Annotated in this window: 17 protein-coding genes; 10 read left to right on the top strand and 7 right to left on the bottom strand. The window is 69.0% G+C overall.

All coding sequences use genetic code 11. From position 1 onward, the window contains the following. Positions 1-149: 149 nt before the first annotated feature. Positions 150-914 carry an SAM-dependent methyltransferase gene (locus ABEA24_RS41385; RefSeq protein ID WP_425551300.1) on the top strand — a complete coding sequence of 255 codons (765 nt, stop codon included), beginning with the start codon at positions 150-152 and terminating at the stop codon, positions 912-914. Positions 915-926: 12 nt separating this feature from the next. Here the strand turns inward: ABEA24_RS41385 and ABEA24_RS41380 are convergent, their stop codons facing one another. After that, complete coding sequence (locus tag ABEA24_RS41380) at positions 927-1,721, bottom strand: SAM-dependent methyltransferase (protein ID WP_345438956.1); 795 nt, start codon at positions 1,719-1,721, stop codon at positions 927-929. Positions 1,722-1,846: 125 nt separating this feature from the next. On the opposite strand from ABEA24_RS41380, the gene ABEA24_RS41375 reads away from it, so the two are divergent. From ABEA24_RS41375 to ABEA24_RS41340, 8 genes are all read left to right on the top strand, one after another. Then, positions 1,847-2,830 carry an SMP-30/gluconolactonase/LRE family protein gene (locus tag ABEA24_RS41375; RefSeq protein ID WP_345438954.1) on the top strand — a complete coding sequence of 328 codons (984 nt, stop codon included), beginning with the start codon at positions 1,847-1,849 and terminating at the stop codon, positions 2,828-2,830. A 127-nt stretch (positions 2,831-2,957) separates the two neighbouring features. Beyond that, positions 2,958-3,377 (top strand): UDP binding domain-containing protein, encoded by a 420-nt coding sequence (locus ABEA24_RS41370; protein ID WP_345438952.1) that lies wholly within the window; start codon positions 2,958-2,960, stop codon positions 3,375-3,377. 882 nt (positions 3,378-4,259) lie between these two features. Beyond that, the gene (locus ABEA24_RS41365; protein WP_345438950.1) at positions 4,260-5,447 is read left to right on the top strand and encodes a WXG100 family type VII secretion target; all 1,188 of its coding nucleotides are present in this window, start codon (positions 4,260-4,262) and stop codon (positions 5,445-5,447) included. Positions 5,448-5,572: 125 nt separating this feature from the next. Then, positions 5,573-6,637 (top strand): S8 family serine peptidase, encoded by a 1,065-nt coding sequence (locus ABEA24_RS41360; RefSeq protein WP_345438948.1) that lies wholly within the window; start codon positions 5,573-5,575, stop codon positions 6,635-6,637. Positions 6,638-6,666: 29 nt separating this feature from the next. Next, a complete protein-coding gene (locus tag ABEA24_RS41355) occupies positions 6,667-6,975 on the top strand; it encodes a hypothetical protein (RefSeq protein WP_345438946.1) in 309 nt (102 codons plus the stop codon). A gap of 235 nt (positions 6,976-7,210) precedes the next feature. Further along, positions 7,211-7,726 carry a hypothetical protein gene (locus tag ABEA24_RS41350; RefSeq protein ID WP_345438944.1) on the top strand — a complete coding sequence of 172 codons (516 nt, stop codon included), beginning with the start codon at positions 7,211-7,213 and terminating at the stop codon, positions 7,724-7,726. A 33-nt stretch (positions 7,727-7,759) separates the two neighbouring features. After that, complete coding sequence (locus ABEA24_RS41345; RefSeq protein WP_345438942.1) at positions 7,760-8,128, top strand: YbaB/EbfC family nucleoid-associated protein; 369 nt, start codon at positions 7,760-7,762, stop codon at positions 8,126-8,128. A 202-nt stretch (positions 8,129-8,330) separates the two neighbouring features. Next, a complete protein-coding gene (locus ABEA24_RS41340) occupies positions 8,331-8,693 on the top strand; it encodes a hypothetical protein (RefSeq protein ID WP_345438940.1) in 363 nt (120 codons plus the stop codon). A 14-nt stretch (positions 8,694-8,707) separates the two neighbouring features. Here the strand turns inward: ABEA24_RS41340 and ABEA24_RS41335 are convergent, their stop codons facing one another. From ABEA24_RS41335 to ABEA24_RS41325, 3 genes are all read right to left on the bottom strand, one after another. Continuing rightward, complete coding sequence (locus ABEA24_RS41335) at positions 8,708-9,541, bottom strand: NmrA family NAD(P)-binding protein (RefSeq protein ID WP_345438938.1); 834 nt, start codon at positions 9,539-9,541, stop codon at positions 8,708-8,710. A gap of 361 nt (positions 9,542-9,902) precedes the next feature. Beyond that, positions 9,903-10,856 carry a penicillin acylase family protein gene (locus tag ABEA24_RS41330; protein ID WP_345438936.1) on the bottom strand — a complete coding sequence of 318 codons (954 nt, stop codon included), beginning with the start codon at positions 10,854-10,856 and terminating at the stop codon, positions 9,903-9,905. Between the two features lie 281 nt (positions 10,857-11,137). Then, a complete protein-coding gene (locus ABEA24_RS41325) occupies positions 11,138-11,551 on the bottom strand; it encodes a hypothetical protein (protein ID WP_345438934.1) in 414 nt (137 codons plus the stop codon). A gap of 324 nt (positions 11,552-11,875) precedes the next feature. Here ABEA24_RS41325 and ABEA24_RS41320 point away from each other — a divergent pair, with 324 nt between their 5' ends. Continuing rightward, entirely contained in the window at positions 11,876-12,352 is a 477-nt protein-coding gene (locus ABEA24_RS41320; RefSeq protein WP_345438932.1) for a hypothetical protein, read from the top strand. 276 nt (positions 12,353-12,628) lie between these two features. Here the strand turns inward: ABEA24_RS41320 and ABEA24_RS41315 are convergent, their stop codons facing one another. The 3 genes from ABEA24_RS41315 to ABEA24_RS41305 form a co-directional block, all read right to left on the bottom strand. Beyond that, the gene (locus ABEA24_RS41315) at positions 12,629-13,756 is read right to left on the bottom strand and encodes an NAD(P)/FAD-dependent oxidoreductase (RefSeq protein WP_345438930.1); all 1,128 of its coding nucleotides are present in this window, start codon (positions 13,754-13,756) and stop codon (positions 12,629-12,631) included. Positions 13,757-14,001: 245 nt separating this feature from the next. Continuing rightward, the gene (gene sigJ / locus ABEA24_RS41310) at positions 14,002-14,895 is read right to left on the bottom strand and encodes an RNA polymerase sigma factor SigJ (RefSeq protein WP_345438928.1); all 894 of its coding nucleotides are present in this window, start codon (positions 14,893-14,895) and stop codon (positions 14,002-14,004) included. Positions 14,896-15,016: 121 nt separating this feature from the next. Next, on the bottom strand, positions 15,017-16,603 hold the full coding sequence (locus ABEA24_RS41305; protein ID WP_345438926.1) for an alpha/beta fold hydrolase: 1,587 nt from the start codon (positions 16,601-16,603) through the stop codon (positions 15,017-15,019). Positions 16,604-16,714: the final 111 nt, after the last annotated feature.

The raw sequence follows: 16,714 nt of genomic DNA, 5'->3' as shown, positions 1-16,714 counted from the left end.
CCGTGCGAACCGGATTGGTCGGTTTGCCCTATGGCATCCCCCCGCGGCATCGAGGAAAGGTTTTCCCCGTGACCGACGAAGCGCCTGCACCTCAGACCCCCGGAACCGCCCCGTCTCCGTCCGACCGGCAGCCCCCTCCCGAGATCGACATGACCGTGCCGCACTCGGCCCGGATCTGGAACTACTGGCTCGGCGGGAAGGACAACTATCCCGTCGACCGCCAGGCCGGCGATGAGTTCCGGGAGATCTTCCCCGGCATCGTCGACGCCGCCCGCGCCGTCCGGCACTTCCTCGCCCGCGCGGTCCGTCACCTGGCGGGGGAGGTGGGGATCCGGCAGTTCCTCGACATCGGCACGGGGCTGCCGACGGTGGACAACACCCACGAGATCGCCCAGCGGGTGGCGCCCGAGACGCGGATCGTCTACGTCGACAATGACCCTCTCGTGCTGGCGCACGCCCGCGCCCTGCTCACCAGCACGTCCGAAGGCGCCACCGACTACATCGACGCGGACGTGCGCGACCCCGACCGCATCCTGGAGGCCGCCGCCGCGACGCTGGACTTCGACCGTCCCGTGGGGCTGATGCTGCTCGGCATCATGGGCCACATCGACGACCGGGAGAACCCGCACGGGATCGCACGGCGGCTGCTGGACGCCCTGCCGTCCGGCAGCTACCTGGTGCTCAACGACGGCACGAACACCGACCCGAAGCGCCGGGAGGCGCACGATCGCTACAACAGCGGCGGCGCGATCCCGTACCACCTGCGCTCGCCGGAGGAGATCACCCGCTTCTTCGACGGCCTGGAACTCCTGGAGCCCGGCGTGGTGCCGGTGTCCCAGTGGCGTCCCGAGCACAGTCCCTTCGGGCTCCCGCCCCGGGTCGAGACGCTCGGCGGCATGGGCCGCAAGCCCTGACACAGAGGACGGTCAGGGCTTCCGGCCGACACCGCCGTACACCGGCACCTCCTCGACGGGAGCCGTGGCCTCCGGGCGCCACAGCGGGCACGACACCACCCCCGGCTCGACGAGTTCGAGGCCGTCGAGGAACCCGGCGATCCGCTCCGGGCTGCGAAGGTTGTACGGGACCGCGCCGCCGGCGTTGTACTGACGGGTCGCCTCGACGTACGCCTCGTCCGTGTCGGTCCCGTCCCGGACCGCGAGGTGACTGCCGGGCGGAAGCGGGTCGAGCAGCCGCCGTACGATCGACCGGGCCTCGTCGTAGTCGGCCACGTGGGCGAGGACCCCCATCAGGATGACCGCGACGGGCCGGTCGAAGTCGAGCGTCCGGGCCGCGGCCCTCAGAATCTCCTCCGGCTCGTGCACGTCGGCGTGGACGAACTGGGTCGTGCCCTCGGGCACTCCGGTGAGCAGCGCCCGGGCGTGCGCGAACACCAGCGGGTCGTTGTCCACGTACACGACCCGCGTCTCGGGCGCCACGCGCTGCGCCACCTCGTGGGTGTTGTCGACGGTCGGCAGGCCCGAGCCGATGTCGAGGATCTGCCGGACCCCCGCCTCTGCGACGAGGTGACGGACGACGCGGCCGAGGAAGCGCCGGCTGACCCGCGCCAGGTCGACGATCTGCGGGAACAACTCCCGGACCCGGTCCCCGGCCTCCCGGTCCACCGGGTAGTTGTCCTTGCCGCCCAGCCAGTACCCGAAAATCCTTGCCGAGTGGGGCACCGTCGTGTCGATCTCGGGCACCGGGGATCGTTCGTCGGACATCGTCGCTCCTCCGCTGGTCGGGTCGACGCCGTCAACGTAACCCCGCCGTCGGTGGCGATCGGGCCGGTACGGCCACAGGTGGCCGGAGGCGCTTAGGGCGGCCGGTAGAGGTCAAGCAAGGGATCATGAACAGAGCAGCGATCCTGTGCGGCATCACGGTCCTCGCGAGCGCGCTCGGCACCCCGGCGTCCGCGTCGACGCCCGCCCCGGCGCGGACGGCCACCTACACGATCCCCGGCGACAAGGTCTTCCCGGAAGGCGTCGCCGCCGACGCGGCGAGCGGGGTCTTCTACGTCAGCGGCACCACCGACGGGACCATCTACCGCGGCCGCCTCGACCGCCCAGGACTGGAGGTGTTCCTGCCCGGCGGTACGGACGGCCGTACGACCGCGATCGGCCTCAAGCTGCGCGCGGGCCGCCTGTACGTCGCGGGCGGGGCGACCGGCCAGATGTGGGTGTACGACACCCGGTCCCGCGCGCTGGTCCGCCGCTTCGACACCGGCCTGCGCAGTGGCACCTTCGTCAACGACGCGGCCTTCGACCGGGCCGGAAACGCCTACTTCACCGACTCGACCGCGCCCGTGCTGTGGCGGGTCCCGGCGTCGGCGGTGCGCACCGGCGGGGCGACCGCTCCGGCCCAGCGCTTCCTCGACCTCACCGGCACCGTCGTACGGTACGAGTCCGGATTCAACCTCAACGGCATCGCCCCCGAGGCGGACGGCCGCCACCTGCTGACGGTGCAGAGCAACACCGGGAAGCTGTTCCGGATCGACCTGCCGACGCGGAAGGTCACCGAGGTCGCCGTCACGGGAGGGGCGCTGACCACCGGCGACGGGCTGCTGCGGCTCGGCCGGCGGGTGCTCGTCGTCCGGCACATCGCTACCGCGACCGAGCACGTCGAGGGCGTCGTCGCGCTCACGGTCCGCGGATCGACCGCACGCGTCCGGTCCACGTACACGGACCCGACCTTCCACTGGCCGACGGCGGCGGCCCCGGCGCGCGGCCGCATCCTCGTGGTCAACTCCCAGTTCGACCGCAGGTCGGCCGGCCAGCCTCCGACACTCCCCTTCACCGTCAGCGGCGTCCCCCTTCACCGCATCACCTACTAAGGAACAGCCGGCGCGCCTAACGGACAAGGCCCCATCCCTTTCCGGATGGGGCCTGACCCACGCGCCTAGGCGAGTGGGTCCGCTCCTTCGCCCACCGGGCCAAGGAGATCGCGGCGTCGGCCAGGCCGTGTCGTTCCTGCATGAGGTCGACGCCATCAACCGCCGCCGCCGCGCCCGTACGGTCGACCTGGTTCGCGAACTGCTCGGCGGCCGGATCGCGGCCTCGGGCGCGGCGTTCAAGCCGAACTCCGACGACATCCGCGACGCGCCGGCGCTCGACGTCGCCCGTACGATGCACGGCCTCGGCGGGCACGTCCGGGTGCTCGACCCGGCGGCGCTGCACAACGCCCGGCGCGCCTACCTCGAACCGCGGCACGGCGACAGCGCGCTGGACGTCGCCCACGACGCGGATGTGGTCGTCCTGCTGACCGAGTGGGCGGAGTTCCGGGAGATCGACCTGGAGGCCCTCGGCCAGGTCGTCCGGCACCGCCGGATCGTCGACGGCCGGCACGCCCTGGACGACGACGCCTGGCCCTCCGCCGGCTGAGAGTACCGCGCCCTCGGCCGCAACTGAGCGTCCGCGCTCCTCGTCCTAGCGCCGAATGGGAAGAGGCGGTTACCGGGACGAGGAGACGCGGCGATGGGGAGTGGCGGGTGCGGGCTCCCCTAACTTCGAACTGCTGACTTTTCGCCTCTATTACGGACACTCGCCCGATACTTACGCGGTTGTGCGTCACGCATGCTTACGCTAGTTTTACTTTGCTTGACACAGCCAGAAGCAGCGCATCAGGGGGCCGATGCGATGACGCATCCGAAGAATTCAGCGGGGACTTCGCACCTTCCGCCGCTCGATCCTCCGTCACAGTCCCACCCTGAATCTGCGCCGAGCGACTTGCCCTCACTGCTCGCCCGGCCGATCACATCCGGATCGCCGACGACTCACCCGTGGGGCCAAAGGCCATGGCCAAGCGACGGCAAGGAGAAGATCAGTCCGTCCGTACATCGGGACAGACTACGAGAGCTGGCCCGTCGGCTACAGCGAGATCTCAATCGCTATGAAAGGCTCGCAGGTCACCTCCGCCGGGCCGGGAACCTGAACGCCGCCGACATCGGGCAATGGCAGGCCGCTCAGGATCTCCACACGACACACCAGGAGGCGCACGGGGCCCTACGCCAGCTGTTCGACGCGCACGTGAACGCGTATGCGAGTCTCATCGCTCGGATCAATCAGACGGCCCAGGCGTACGACGATGCGGAATGGGAGACCACCACAGCGATTCGGAAGATCGAAGGTGACATGCACCACCCCGAGGCCGATCCGGCCGCCGTCACCTCAGACGGAGCTCCGAAGCCGCTCAACTATTAGATAGGAGGGCCGCTGGTGCCATCTGAGGTAACAAGCGCGGGAGTTCAGGCCGCCGCCCCCAGGGTGGGCGACGTTCAGTATGGCGCGCAGACGATCGAGAACTGGGCCAAGGCGACGAGACCGGGTCGCGTGGCGGCCAGCGGCAAGGCGTTCAACAACTTCGGCGAGGGCTTGCACGAGTCCCTCGAGCTCCTGTACCGCACCGCCCAGGACCTCGCGGAGGTATGGGGCGGCGAGCCGTCGGCGACTGCAGCTCAAACCCAGCTGCAGCAGTTGTACGTGTCGGCCAAAGAGATCGGTGAGGCCAGTAAGAGGGTCGGTGGTGCGCTGCGGCAGCACGGCGAGGCGGATCTGCCGAAGCTGAAGGCCTACTTCAGCTCGTCGGAATGGACCCAGATAAAGAACAACTCCACGCCGGTCCAGATCACCGGGGTGCGCCCAGGACCAGGCGGGTCTCTCGCCCCCCAATACGGCATGGGAAGCGCGGATGAGGCGGCGGCCAACAAGCTCGGCGAGCACAATGGCACGATCTCTGCCGCGTACACCACCATACCCAAGTGGTACTCCGTGACGCTCCCGGTGGCCTGGGACCGAGGAGGCCACAGCAACGTCCCCACGCATGGACCAACCTCACCCGGCGGCGGTGCTCCTTCGGGCTCACCAAGGCTCGGAGGGGGCGGAGGAAAGCTGCCAGGCGGAGGAAGCCTCCCACACCCACACGTGCCCAAAATGCCGACCCCCAGCGACGGCACGGTCCCGAGCGCAAACGGGAACGGCACTCAACTGTCGGGACTCCAACCGGGGGGCGGGACGCCGATGCCTCCTGGCCTGCCCAGCGGTCCGACGCTGGATCCAGGGATTGCGCGTGGCCCGCTGTCAGGGGGGGCCGGCCCAGGTGGCGGCGTGTTCTCGCCCGGCGTCCCCGGGCCGGGTTACTCGTCCGGCCCCGGAGTGGTACCTCCGGTCGGTGGTCGCGGGATCGGCGGAGCGGAATCCGCGGCCGAGGCGGAGACGGCGGCTGCTCGTAACCTCCAGCGAGGAGCGGCGGGCCAGGTCGGCATGGTCCCGTCCGGCGGCGCGGCCGGTGACAAGAAAGAGCGCCAGCGAACCACCTGGATGTCCGAGGACGAAGAGACGTGGCAGCCCAGCGACATTCCGGAGGTTCCCGGACTGATCAGCCGGCCGCCGGCGACGCGTAAAGCCGAACCGGATGAGGACCTGGACTTCTACGAAGAAGAACTCGATCTTTAATGCTCCGACTTCGTCGATCGGTGATGGCAACGTCGATTCTGTCAGCGATGCTCATCATCGGGCCGGCCCCCGTCGGAAGCGCAGCCGGTGCCCGGTCCGACGAATGGTGGCTGGACAGTTGGGGGATGGAGAAGATCTGGCCGGTCACCAGGGGAGCCGGCGTCACCGTCGCCGTTCTCGATTCCGGAGTTAATGCCGGGCTTCCGGAACTCGCGGGGGCTGTGCTGCAGGGTGGCGACACCACAGGTGGCGACTCAGACGGGCGTAAGGATCTCGACGACGAGCACGACGGCCACGGCACGGCCATGGCCGCGTTGATCGCGGCGCGTCCGCAGGCTGACGGTTTCGCCGGCGTCGCGCCGGAAACTCATATTCTTCCGGTACAGGTCAGCTATGGGCCAACCACTTCCGTCGCACAAACAGCGCTGGTACGCGGCATCCGTTTCGCGGCCGACCATGGAGCTCAGGTCATCAGCATATCCCTGGGCATGAATGGCGAGATGATCCCGAACCACTGCCCGGACGACCTCCAGGCAGCGATCGCTTATGCCGCACAGCGCGATATCGTCGTCGTCGCCGCCGCCGGGAACTCCGGCGACGAATTGAACGATCACGAGTACCCGGCCGCCTGCGCCGGCGTCGTGGCCGTGGGAGCCGTGGATTCGGCCAACAGGCCGTGGTCGAAGACCCAGCGCCAGGATTACGTCACGGTCGCCGCTCCTGGTGTCCACATCGGATGGCTTGCCTCGAGCGGAAAGTACTACCCGAACGGATGGGGCACCAGTCAGGCCACGGCATTGACCGCTGCCGGGGTTGCACTGGTCCGGTCGGTAAATCGCTCGATGTCGGCGCGGACCGTCGTTCAGCGAATGATCGCGACCGCGAATCCCACCGCGAATACTCTTCCAGACAGCCGTACAGGTTACGGGGTCTTCCGGATTCACCGCGCGTTGGACACCGCTGACTTCCCGGTCAGAGCCGACGCCCCGAACCCCGTGTATCAGCGGTTCGATCAGTGGATGGCCAGGCAGCGAGGCTCCTCCTCCCCGAGCAGCAATGAGCATCAAGGAAAAGAGAAGAAGCACCATTCACTCTCGATAGTGTACAAGTATGGTGCAGTTTCCGCTCTTGCTGTTGCCGTGATGGGCATCTTGGTCGGCCTTTACCGTCGGAGACGTGTCGCCGGTTAGCGGTGGCCACCGATAAGGAGTTCAATCAAATGACGTCTAACCGCGACCTATGGGTCCGCGACATTAGCATGCTGCGCAAATTGGGCAGCCATGACATGCAGAGTGTCGCCGACAATGTCGGATCACGCTCAAAAGAGGTCTCCTCCTACAAGCTGGACTCTGCCGCGTTCGGGGAGTTCGACTCACTCCGCTCAGAGATTGAGAGCACCTACGACAACGCGTGGAAGACGCTGCAGGAAAAATTGCAGAAGGCGCACGAGGGCCTCGCCGAAACCGCCCACGGGTTGGTCAGCATCGCCGATCACTACGCGAAACTCGAACGCACAATGTCTCACTAGGGCGTCGAGCGACGTCGAACCGATCGAATCAGCACTCGAAAGGAAGAGCGTGAATCTAGGCGAACTCCAGAGGCTGGCCAGTCTCAGCGGACTTCCGCTACTGGACGCCACCGCCCAGGTGACGGGACAGCCCCTACCCTCGAAGGCCGCAAAGCGTCTTACCTCACTACAGCCGAACTCTTTGGACTCTCTTACCGGCAAATGGAAGGAGACGGCCAATCGTCTCACGGATCACGTGAATGAGCTGCAGCAATCCGTGGCGACGATCCTGAGCAACTGGAACGCACCCGACAGCTTCGATCAGTATTCCAGCGAAATGCATCAAGCGTTGGACCACCAGAGAACCGCGATGAACGACCTCAACGGAGTGATCGATAACCTCAAGACCGCACTCTCCACAGCCAAGCAGGATACGTTCGACCGCTTCGAGATTGTTGCTGCTGCCCTCATAGGAATCATCCTCGCCGCACTGGCCTCCGTCACCATCGCTATCGTCACCGGAGGCACCATTCTGGCGGGATGCGTGGCTGCCGCGATTGCGCTCCTCATGGCATTGATAGCATTTATTGCGGCTCGCGAAAAGAGCCTACATAACGAGACTAAAACGCTACACTCGCAGATCAACCAGGTCAACAACCTGCTCAAGGGTCAGAACCTTCGAGAGGTCACGCCGCCACCGCCTCCGTCAATCAATTGGGACGGGTATCACTCGATTCACGAGCCGATTCCCACCGTCGAGGGCAGAGGCTAGAGCCGGCACGGAGCGAGGGTAATCGAGTCACCAATGGAACGCTACGAAGAAGAAGGCGTCCTCGCACGCCGCGACCAGATCCAAAACCTCGCAAACGAGTTGAAGAAACGCACATTCGTGGCCAGGTCCGAGGATGGTCTCGTCAAGGTCCGCGCCTTGGGCACTGGCGAGATCATCGGGCTCGAACTGGATCCGCGGATCTATCGCACACCTAACGCGGACGAACTCGCTGCTACGATAGTCAGAACGATTCAGAAGGCTGCTTCAGGAGCCGCTCGAGCGCACCTGAAAGGCCTGGAAGAAATAACCGGTGGGGCTTCTGGGTCATTTCAGGACCTTCTCAAGAACGCCAATGAACTGGCCGACAAGTTGTTCAAAGAGGCCGACGACCTTCGGCGCTGACGGTGTCGGCGACCATTGCGGACAGGAGTAGGAGTCCCGATTGCCACGAGAGACGGCAGCCGAGTTCAAGGTTAGGGCGGATTTCTCGCCCCTGCGATGGCTGATCCCCCTCTTCCCATTGGGAATATCCGCGATCACGATTGCGTTCGCCTACCAACTGGTTAGTGAGGACGGGTTTCGGTTCACGACTGGGGACGTACTGATGTTCCTGGTGGGCGCTCTCGCCCTCATCATGCTGAATTTGGTCATCAGTGGCATCTTCGCCCGGCGACCATTCGTCCGAGCGGATGACCATTCCCTGTCATTCCGCTCTCCCGGGGCCCTATCGACCAGTTATACCTGGGATCAGGTCAGGCGTATTGAGCTGCTCTACGACATGACGCTCAACCCGCCATCGCATGCTTTCGCGGTCAGAGGCGACGCCGGCCGCCCGGACAGCGTCATGAAGTTGCTCCACTTCTCGATGCCCGCGGAGACGATCCTCCGCAACCTGCAGCAGGTTGCCCCTTCAGAGGTTCAGTTCGTGTCCAAGGAACCTCCCGACAGGCCGCTCTTCCAGGAATAGTCCGCCCGGACGCCTCAGCGGAAGGCGTCGGCGTGTTCGACGGCCCACTCGCGGAACGTCCGCGCTGGCGCTCCGGTGATCTCCTCGACCGTGGAGGTGACAGCGGCGGGCTGGTCGTCGGCCCCACTCAGTAGGGCATCCACGAGCACGGGAGGCCAGCCGTCGGCCAGCATCCGCTCCCGCGCCACATCGGCCGGAGTCTTCTCGAAGCTCAGCGTACGGCCGATGGCCTCCCCGATGATCTGTACGCGCTGGGCCGTGGTCAGCGCGTCCGGGCCGGTCAGGATGTGCTTCGCACCAACGTGCCCGTCCTCGGTAAACACGCGAGCCGCAACGGCGGCGATGTCGGCCTCATGGATGATCGCCTTGGCGCCGGCGAAGGGATAGCGGACGACATCCCCGCCGCGAACCTGCTCCGCCCAACCGAGCGAGTTGGCGGCGAACGTTCCCGCCCGCAGAAACGTCTGCTCCAGACCGCTCTTCTCCATGAGCCGCTCCATGTCCGCATGGAACTGGTTGATCAGGTCGGCCTGACGTTCGGCCCCATCGTCCACGCCGAGCGAGGACAGATAGACGACGCGGCGGGCATGCCGCCCGATCGCCTCGATCACACCGGGTGCTTCCTCGGCCGTCAGGGACGGCCAAACGAGAAACACCGACTCGACGCCTTTGAGTGCACCTTCCAGGCTTTCCGGATCAGCCAGGTCCCCCGCGACGGCCTCGACCCCCTCGGGGAGGTCCGCCGCTCCGGGATCACGAGTGAGAGCACGGACCGGGACGTCCGCCGCCAACAGCCGAGTGACGAGGTGTCGACCGACATTGCCGGTCGCTCCAGTGACCAGGATCATGAGATTCCCCCAAGGCGGATCGTTTGCCGTCATGGAGGACCGTACGACCTCAACATAGGTTGAGGTCAACGTCGCGAACCGCTCCGCCAAGCCGTACCAGCAGCCTCCGCACTGCCTTCAGGACCTCCTCTAGACGAGCAGTGGAAAACGGACAGCCGGATCGGCCGTTGAGGACAGTGGACCTACGCGGCCGGAATCGCGTTTCACCTGCGAGAACGGCGGACGCCCTGTCGCGGCGTATGAGGCGACAGGGCGTCCGCCGCCGCTGCCCGGAGGCGAACGCCCACCCGGACGGGTTCCGCCCCCGGGTACTCCCCGTCTGAGCAGTACGACCTCGGCGGTCCGGGGCGGCGTCCGCCCGTCAGCCGGTGACGCGGGTGGTGCGGTACTGCGGTTCGGCGGCGATCTCGGTGTCGGTGAACCGCTCCAGCACCCACTGCTTCTGGGAGAACAGGCGGGTCTGGTCGGTGTGGTGCGGCGAGGTGGGGTTCGCCGACTCGGAGTAGGTCAGGATGGTCGATGCCCGTGGCCCGGCCGGGGTGAGGGAGACGGCCATGATGAAGCTGGAGCCGAACTGCACGTCGGGGTAGGTGCCGTCGGCCAGCACCATGCCGCCCTTTCCGCGCGTCGCGTCCCGGCCCAGGCCGTACGCGTTGCTGCCCGCGTCGGCCTTCGGCAGGACGGGGACCTTCGCCCGCGCGGTCCGTCCAGCTGACGGTGGGGTGGCGGTGGCGATCTGCTGGATGGCCTGCTGGGCGCCCTCGAGCTGGGTGACGTGGTACAGGTCCCGGTAGACGTCCAGCTCCGTCATCGGCCGCACCCATGCGGCGCCGCGGCAGGTCGGGTCCGGCAGCCGGGAGACTCCGGTGTCGCGGAGGTAGCGGTTGTAGCCCGCGACGTACCCGCGGACGAGGTCACGCACCTCCCGCGTCGGCCCGAGCGGTGCGGGCTGCGCGATGAGCCGGCGCACGGCATCGGACCGCAGTTCCGCCTGGTTGTACACATCGCTGGCAAGGTTCGTCGTGCGGGTCAGTGGGTCGTCGGTCTGGGCATCCGGCCGGAAGTACCGTGACCGCTCACCGGACAGCGTCACCAGCCGCGACGCCATCACGCACAGGTTGTCCTGCGCGAACGCGTACCCGTGTCCGAACCCCAGACCGCCGTAGTCCGCCGCCTTGATGTGCGGGATCCCGTACGAGGTCCGCCGGATCTCGGCGTGGTACGGCCCGGTCGGCGCGGCTTCCGCCGACGCCGTGAGAGCGACCGGGAGGGCGGTGAGCGACGCCACTGCGCCTGCGACGAGCTTCCATCTCATGGAGATCACCTCCCGCCCATCGTCCGAGGGGCCGGGACGCCGCGCATCGCCCCATTGACGGGTTCTGCCTGTCCCTCGGATGGACGACGCCGGTCGTCCTCAGGACGAGATCCGGCTCCCGGCAACCGACCACGGTCGTATATCGACTCAGTCCGGGCTCACTGGGCCGCGGACGCGGTCACCGATGTCGCGGGATCGAGCACCTGAACAGTGCGACCTTCGCCACCGTTTCTGGCGACTTCCGGGGGTGGCCTGATGCGGCGCTGACCACGCAGGGCCGGTCAGTGGCGGCCGAGGGGGCAGCGGGCGTCCCGGTCGCGGTTCGGGCAGCAGACGACGGCGAGGTCGACGTAGTTGCCGCCGGTGAGCCACCAGGCCCAGACGACGTCGTTGCCCCGCTGGAGGGTGTCGAGGGCGATCGCGGCCAGGGCCTGTACGTCCGGGGCGTGCCGCTGCAGCTCGGGGTGCAAGAGCGATGACCGGGTCTCGGCGTACTGCCGCTCCAGCCAGGCGACGGCCTCCACCGGGTCGTCCCAGGTGGCCTTGATGAAGCGGGCCGGCTTGGCCAGCCAGGCGGACGTGCGCTCGGGCGGAACCGGCGAGGTCTCGAACCCGACGCCGCCCGGCGACCGTACGGCGTCGAAGGTCTGAACGGCCTCCCCGGGCCCACGATAGGCGTACGCGTGGAAGTGCACGTGGCCCCCTCACCTGGCGGCGGCCTCGAGGCGGACGCCCAGGACCACCGCCCGTGCTCATGGGTCGCTCGCCGCGTCTGCCCAGTGCCACATCACGCCGTTGAGCTGCTCTTCCATGGTTTCATCTCCCCCAGAAGGAGGGATGCGCCGCGCCGGCTGATGAAGATCCCCCGACCGGCTCATGAGCACCTATCGGGCGTCCGCCGCGTCCTGTCGGCGACAGCGTGCTACGCCCCGGATCCGGCGAGAGACGACGCGTCTGGGAGACTGTGCCGATCTTGCAGTCGTCCCCGGGAGTCCTCGCCCGTGCATCGTCGCGCCCTTGTGTTCCTCCCACTCGCTCTGCTCGCCTTGAATGCCTGCCGCGACGGTTCCGAGCCCGGCGCCGCCTCGAAGGCCGCCCCGTCGTCTTCCGCGGCGAGCCCTTCCGCGAGCCCCACGGCGACCACTCCGACCCCGGCCCTGACGCATGCCAAGTCGCACCGGCCCGCTACCCCGTCGCGCTCCGCCCATACGCCGGCGCTCGCCGGTCCGGGAAAGAACTGCGGAACGATCCAGCCGCCGGGCAACGGCCCCACCGCCGTGGTCGGCGTGCTGAAAGGACGCGTCGCCTGCGCGACGGCGATGGCCGTCTTCCGCACCTACTACCGGACGGACACCCCGAAGCAGGGCAGCGCAGGCGTGGCGACGGTACGGGGCTGGCTCTGCGCGAGTAACTCGGCCGCCCAGACGAACATCACCGGCCGGATGTCCACCTGCCGGACCTCGACCACAACGGTCAGCGCCGACGTCATTCCCTGACGCCCGTCCGCGACTCCGGCCACCAACGCCGGAACGCCGGAGCCTCGAGATTCGCGGCCGACCCACCGTACGGACCGCCGACCCGCCGTATGGACGGCCGGTTCGGCGTACGGACGGCCGGTTCGGCGTGGCCTTTCGTCCGTTCTTCGTCCGTACGGCCCCTGGCCGGCGCCGGGTGACGTCGGCGCGAGGCCGATCGGGCTTCGCGCGCTCAGTGCCCCGGGCGGGCGATCGCCGCGTCGGCCGCGCCGGATCTCCGGCGCGGCCGATCCGGCCTCAGGAAGGGCCGCCACCGGGGGTCAGCACGACCATCGCGGGATGGCGTTGCGCGGCGAACGCCCCCCGTACGATCACCTCCTTGTACAGGGCGGCGATCCGCCCGGTGAGGATGAGCTCCAACGGTCTGTCGTCGGCCCGCACGTACTGCACCAGGGCGTCGTGTCGCCCCAGGCTGATGCACTGGTTGACGTACCGGAACGTGAACGGCCCCGGCTCGCGCCCGGCCAGGTCGCGGCCCACCGCGCGCGCCACCTGCCGGGCGGACGGCAGCGCGGTGGCGCACGCCATGCGCAGCTCCTGCCCGTCCGGCCGCCGCAGCACCGCCGCGTCGCCGATCGCGTACACCTCCGGGTGCGACATCGAGCGCAACGCCGAGTCGACGACCATCCGCCCCTGCTCGTCCACCGCGAACCCCGCGTCACGGGCCAGCGTGGACGCGCGGAACCCGGCGGCCCAGACGACGACGTCCGCCGGGACCTTCTCACCGTCGGCCAGCGACAGGCCGTCCGCGCCCACCTCGGTGACCCGGGCGTCCTCCCGGACGTCCACGCCGAGCCGGGCGAAGACGCTTCGCAGGTGCCTGCGGCCTCGTTCGGACAGCGCCGGGCCGAGCCGGCCGGCCGTCACCAGGCGCACCGTCCCCCGGGGCCGCGTCTCCCCCAGCTCGGCGGCCGCCTCGATCCCGGTCAGCCCGCCGCCGACCACCGCGACGGTGCCGTCGGCGGCGAGCCGCTCCCGCAGCCGTTCGGCGTCCTCGGCGGTGGCGAGCGGGTAGCCGTGCTCGACCGCCCCGGGCACGGCGCCGGCGTTCGACCCGCTGCCGAGCGCGTAGACGAGGATGTCGTAGCCGAGCCACCGCCCGTCGTCCAGCTCGACCGCACGCTCCACGGCGTCGATCGCGGTGACCCGGCCCACGACGAAGTCCACGGGCTTACCGTCGAGCAGCTCCGCGATCGGCCGCGTCCGTATCCGCTGCCCGGTCGCGACCTGGTGCAGCCGTACGCGCTCCACGAACCGGTCGCGGGCGTTCACCAGCGTCACCCGGGCGTCCCGGTGCCGCGCCGTCAGCCCGGCCGCGACCAGTCCCGCGTAGCCCGCGCCGAGAACCAGAATGCGCGCCGTCATCTCGCTCTCCCCTCTGTCGACGATGTGCCGTCAAGGGGGTGACTGGACAGCCGTGCCGTTTCGTGACGGTCGCGCCTGGTGACCGTGCTCACACCCGCCGCGCCGCGGTCACGGCACGCTCACGTCTCGCACGCTCGATCCCGTTCACACCCGCCACTGCGACGCGGGGTGTCCTACGCGCTCGGCACCGCCCGCTTCTGCCTCACGCTCGGCACCGCCCGCTTCTGGCTCGCGTTCGGTGCCGCTCACGCCTGCCGGGACTCCGCGTGGGTCTCCTGCGCCGACGCGTACGCGAGCTTGTCGGGGTTGAGGACGCCGCGTACGCCGACGATCCGGTCTCCGGCGAAGTCGAAGCAGACGATCAGGTACAGGTCGCCCGCCTGGTGCACCACGATCGCGGGTTCGCCGTTGACCGCCCGGATCGACACCTCGATGCCGACCGCGCGCGGGTGGTTGGCCAGCCCGCAGTACAGGCGCGCGACCGGGGCCGCCCCTACGACCGGGTGCCGCGCGGCCGAGGTCTTGCCGCCGCCGTCCGACCAGGCGACGACGTCCTCGGCGAGCAGCCGCTCCAGCCCGGCGACGTCGCCGTCCCCCGCCGCGGCGACGAAGCGGCGCACGATCTCCTCGCGGTGCCCGGGGCGTTCGGCGAACCGCCGCCGGTGTTCGCCCACGTGCTCGCGGGCCCGCCGGTAGAGCTGCCGGGCGTGCGCCTCGTCGATGTCCAGCACGTCGGCGACCTCCCCGTGCCGGTAGCCGAACGCCTCCCGCAGCACGAACGCCGCGCGCTCGGCGGGCGTCAGCCGCTCCAGCAGTACGAGCACGCCGATCGACAGCGACTCCCGCTGCTCGACCGTCTCGAGCGGGCCGAGCCGGCCGTCGTCGGTGAACACCGGTTCGGGCAGCCACGGCCCAACGTACTTCTCCCGGCGGGCGCGCGCCGAGGTGAGACGGCTCAGGCACAGGTTCGTGACCACCTTGGTCAGCCACGCCCCCGGAACCTCGACCGGCCCGCTCGCCTCCCACCGCAGGTAGGCGTCCTGCAGCACGTCCTCGGCCTCGGCGGCCTCCCCGAGCAGCCGGTACGCCAGGCCGAACAGCCGCGACCTGTTCTCCGTGAACTCAGCGAGCTTGTCCATGATCCGCCAGGGGTCGTGCCGACCTGCCGCGAGCCGCCCTGCTCCACGGCAGATGAGGGGTCTCCAACCCTATGCCCGCGTCGCCGGCGACGACTGTGACGCCGACCCCCGGTCGGCCGCCTCACGCGTCCGGCGCCGCCCCCAGCGGCTCCGGGGCGCCTGTGCACTGTCCGGCGTCGGGGCGTCCGGTGTTGAAGAAGGCCACGATGTGAGCGGCGCATCCGGACACGCTGACGGCGGAGGCGTGGACGTCGTCGCCGACGGTCAGCACCGTCCCGCCGATCAGGGCCTGCATCTGCTTCGTCCACACGTACGGCGTCGTCGTCTCGTACCGATGCGCGGACAGTTCGAGCGAGCCGCCCCCGGCCGTCAGCCGCCACGGCCGTACGGGGAAAGGCCATCCCGCACACGTCGGCACGATTTCGGCGTGCCGGCTGGTGACGGGGTAGCGGGCCAGACGCCGCTGGTAGGCGGTCCACGCGGAGGCGAAGTCACGCCGCCCCGCTTCCTCGTTACAGACCGTCGCCCGGAACATGGCGTTGTCGTCCCCTTCGGACGCGCCGGACGACGGGTTCAGCGTTCGGAAGATCCCCTCCAGCGCGGGCAGGGCGACGGGGCCGGGCGCGTTCGTCAGCTCCCTGAGCGCCTCCGCGGCCAGTGCCCAGTGGCGGCTCGCCTGGGACGCCAGGTCGGCGATCACGCCGCCGTCGATGAAGGCGTGAGCGTACCTCTGGGGATCGGCGTCATAGGCACGCTGCAACCGCAGTACGGCGGTCCGGACCGCTTCGGGCGTGGTGCCGAGCCCGTACCTGGTGTTCCGCTTCGCGATCCACGCGGCCTGGCGGGAGAAGTTCTGCTCCTTGGCCTGAGCGGTGGTGTCGGCGTAGGCGTCCAGCCGGAAGTCCGGTCCCATCACGCTGTCCAGCCACATCCGGGCCACCTGGTGCGGGAACAGGCTGCGGTAGTGCGCGCCGAGCGCGGTCCCCCACGAGGTGCCCAGGTAGCTGATCGTGGTCTCCCCCAGCGCGGCGCGGATCTGATCGAGGTCGCGCGCCACGTTGGCGGTGGTCAGCTGGGAGAGGAAGGCCGGGTCGTGTTTCGCGCACGCCTGGTTGGCCGCGACCTGCCGGGCGTACGCCTGCCGGGCGGCCTGCTCGGTCAGTGGCCCGTGCGACGGTGCGCCCGCACGCGTGAGCTCCGGGCAGTCGACCGTGGTGCTGCGGCCGACTCCGCGAGGGTCGAACCCGATGAGGTCGTACCGCTCGTTCAACCCTGCGTTCGTCGGGCTCCGCATGATCAGCTTGACCGGCATCAGGTAGCCGCTGGCGCCGGGGCCGCCGGGGTTGAGCGCCAGGCTGCCCAGCCGATGCGCCGGGTCGGTCGCCCGCAGCCTGGTCACCGCGATGCTGATCTTCCGCCCGTTCGGCTGGTCATAGTTCAGCGGTACGCGCAGGGTCCCGCACTCCATGCGGGCCATGAGACGCCGCCGGCCCATGGGCGGGCCGAACCCTTCGGAGTCGGCGCCGCCGTACCGCGCGCACGCCTGCCAGGTGATGCCGGCGGCGCGGTAGGCCGGCCTCGCGTCCGCGGGGGTGGTGGCGAGGGTCACCAGAGCGGCCGAGCCGATGATCGGCACGCCGGCCGCCGCGAACAGGCGTTCGCGGCGGGTCTTGTGTTGCGATGATGCAGGGGACAGGGGCCGTGACATGAGGATGCTCCTCAGGGGATCTTGTGGAGCACGCCCGTCTCGTTGACCGCGCCCGGCGGCGCGGCCGTTCACGAGCGGCACTTCTCCGCGATGGTCAACTATTTACGCCAT

The organism is Actinoallomurus vinaceus (assembly GCF_039542055.1).
GTDB classification, from domain to species: domain Bacteria; phylum Actinomycetota; class Actinomycetes; order Streptosporangiales; family Streptosporangiaceae; genus Actinoallomurus; species Actinoallomurus vinaceus.
The sequence above is the reverse complement of the archived record's forward strand: the minus strand, read 5'-3'. Positions and strand labels throughout refer to the sequence as shown.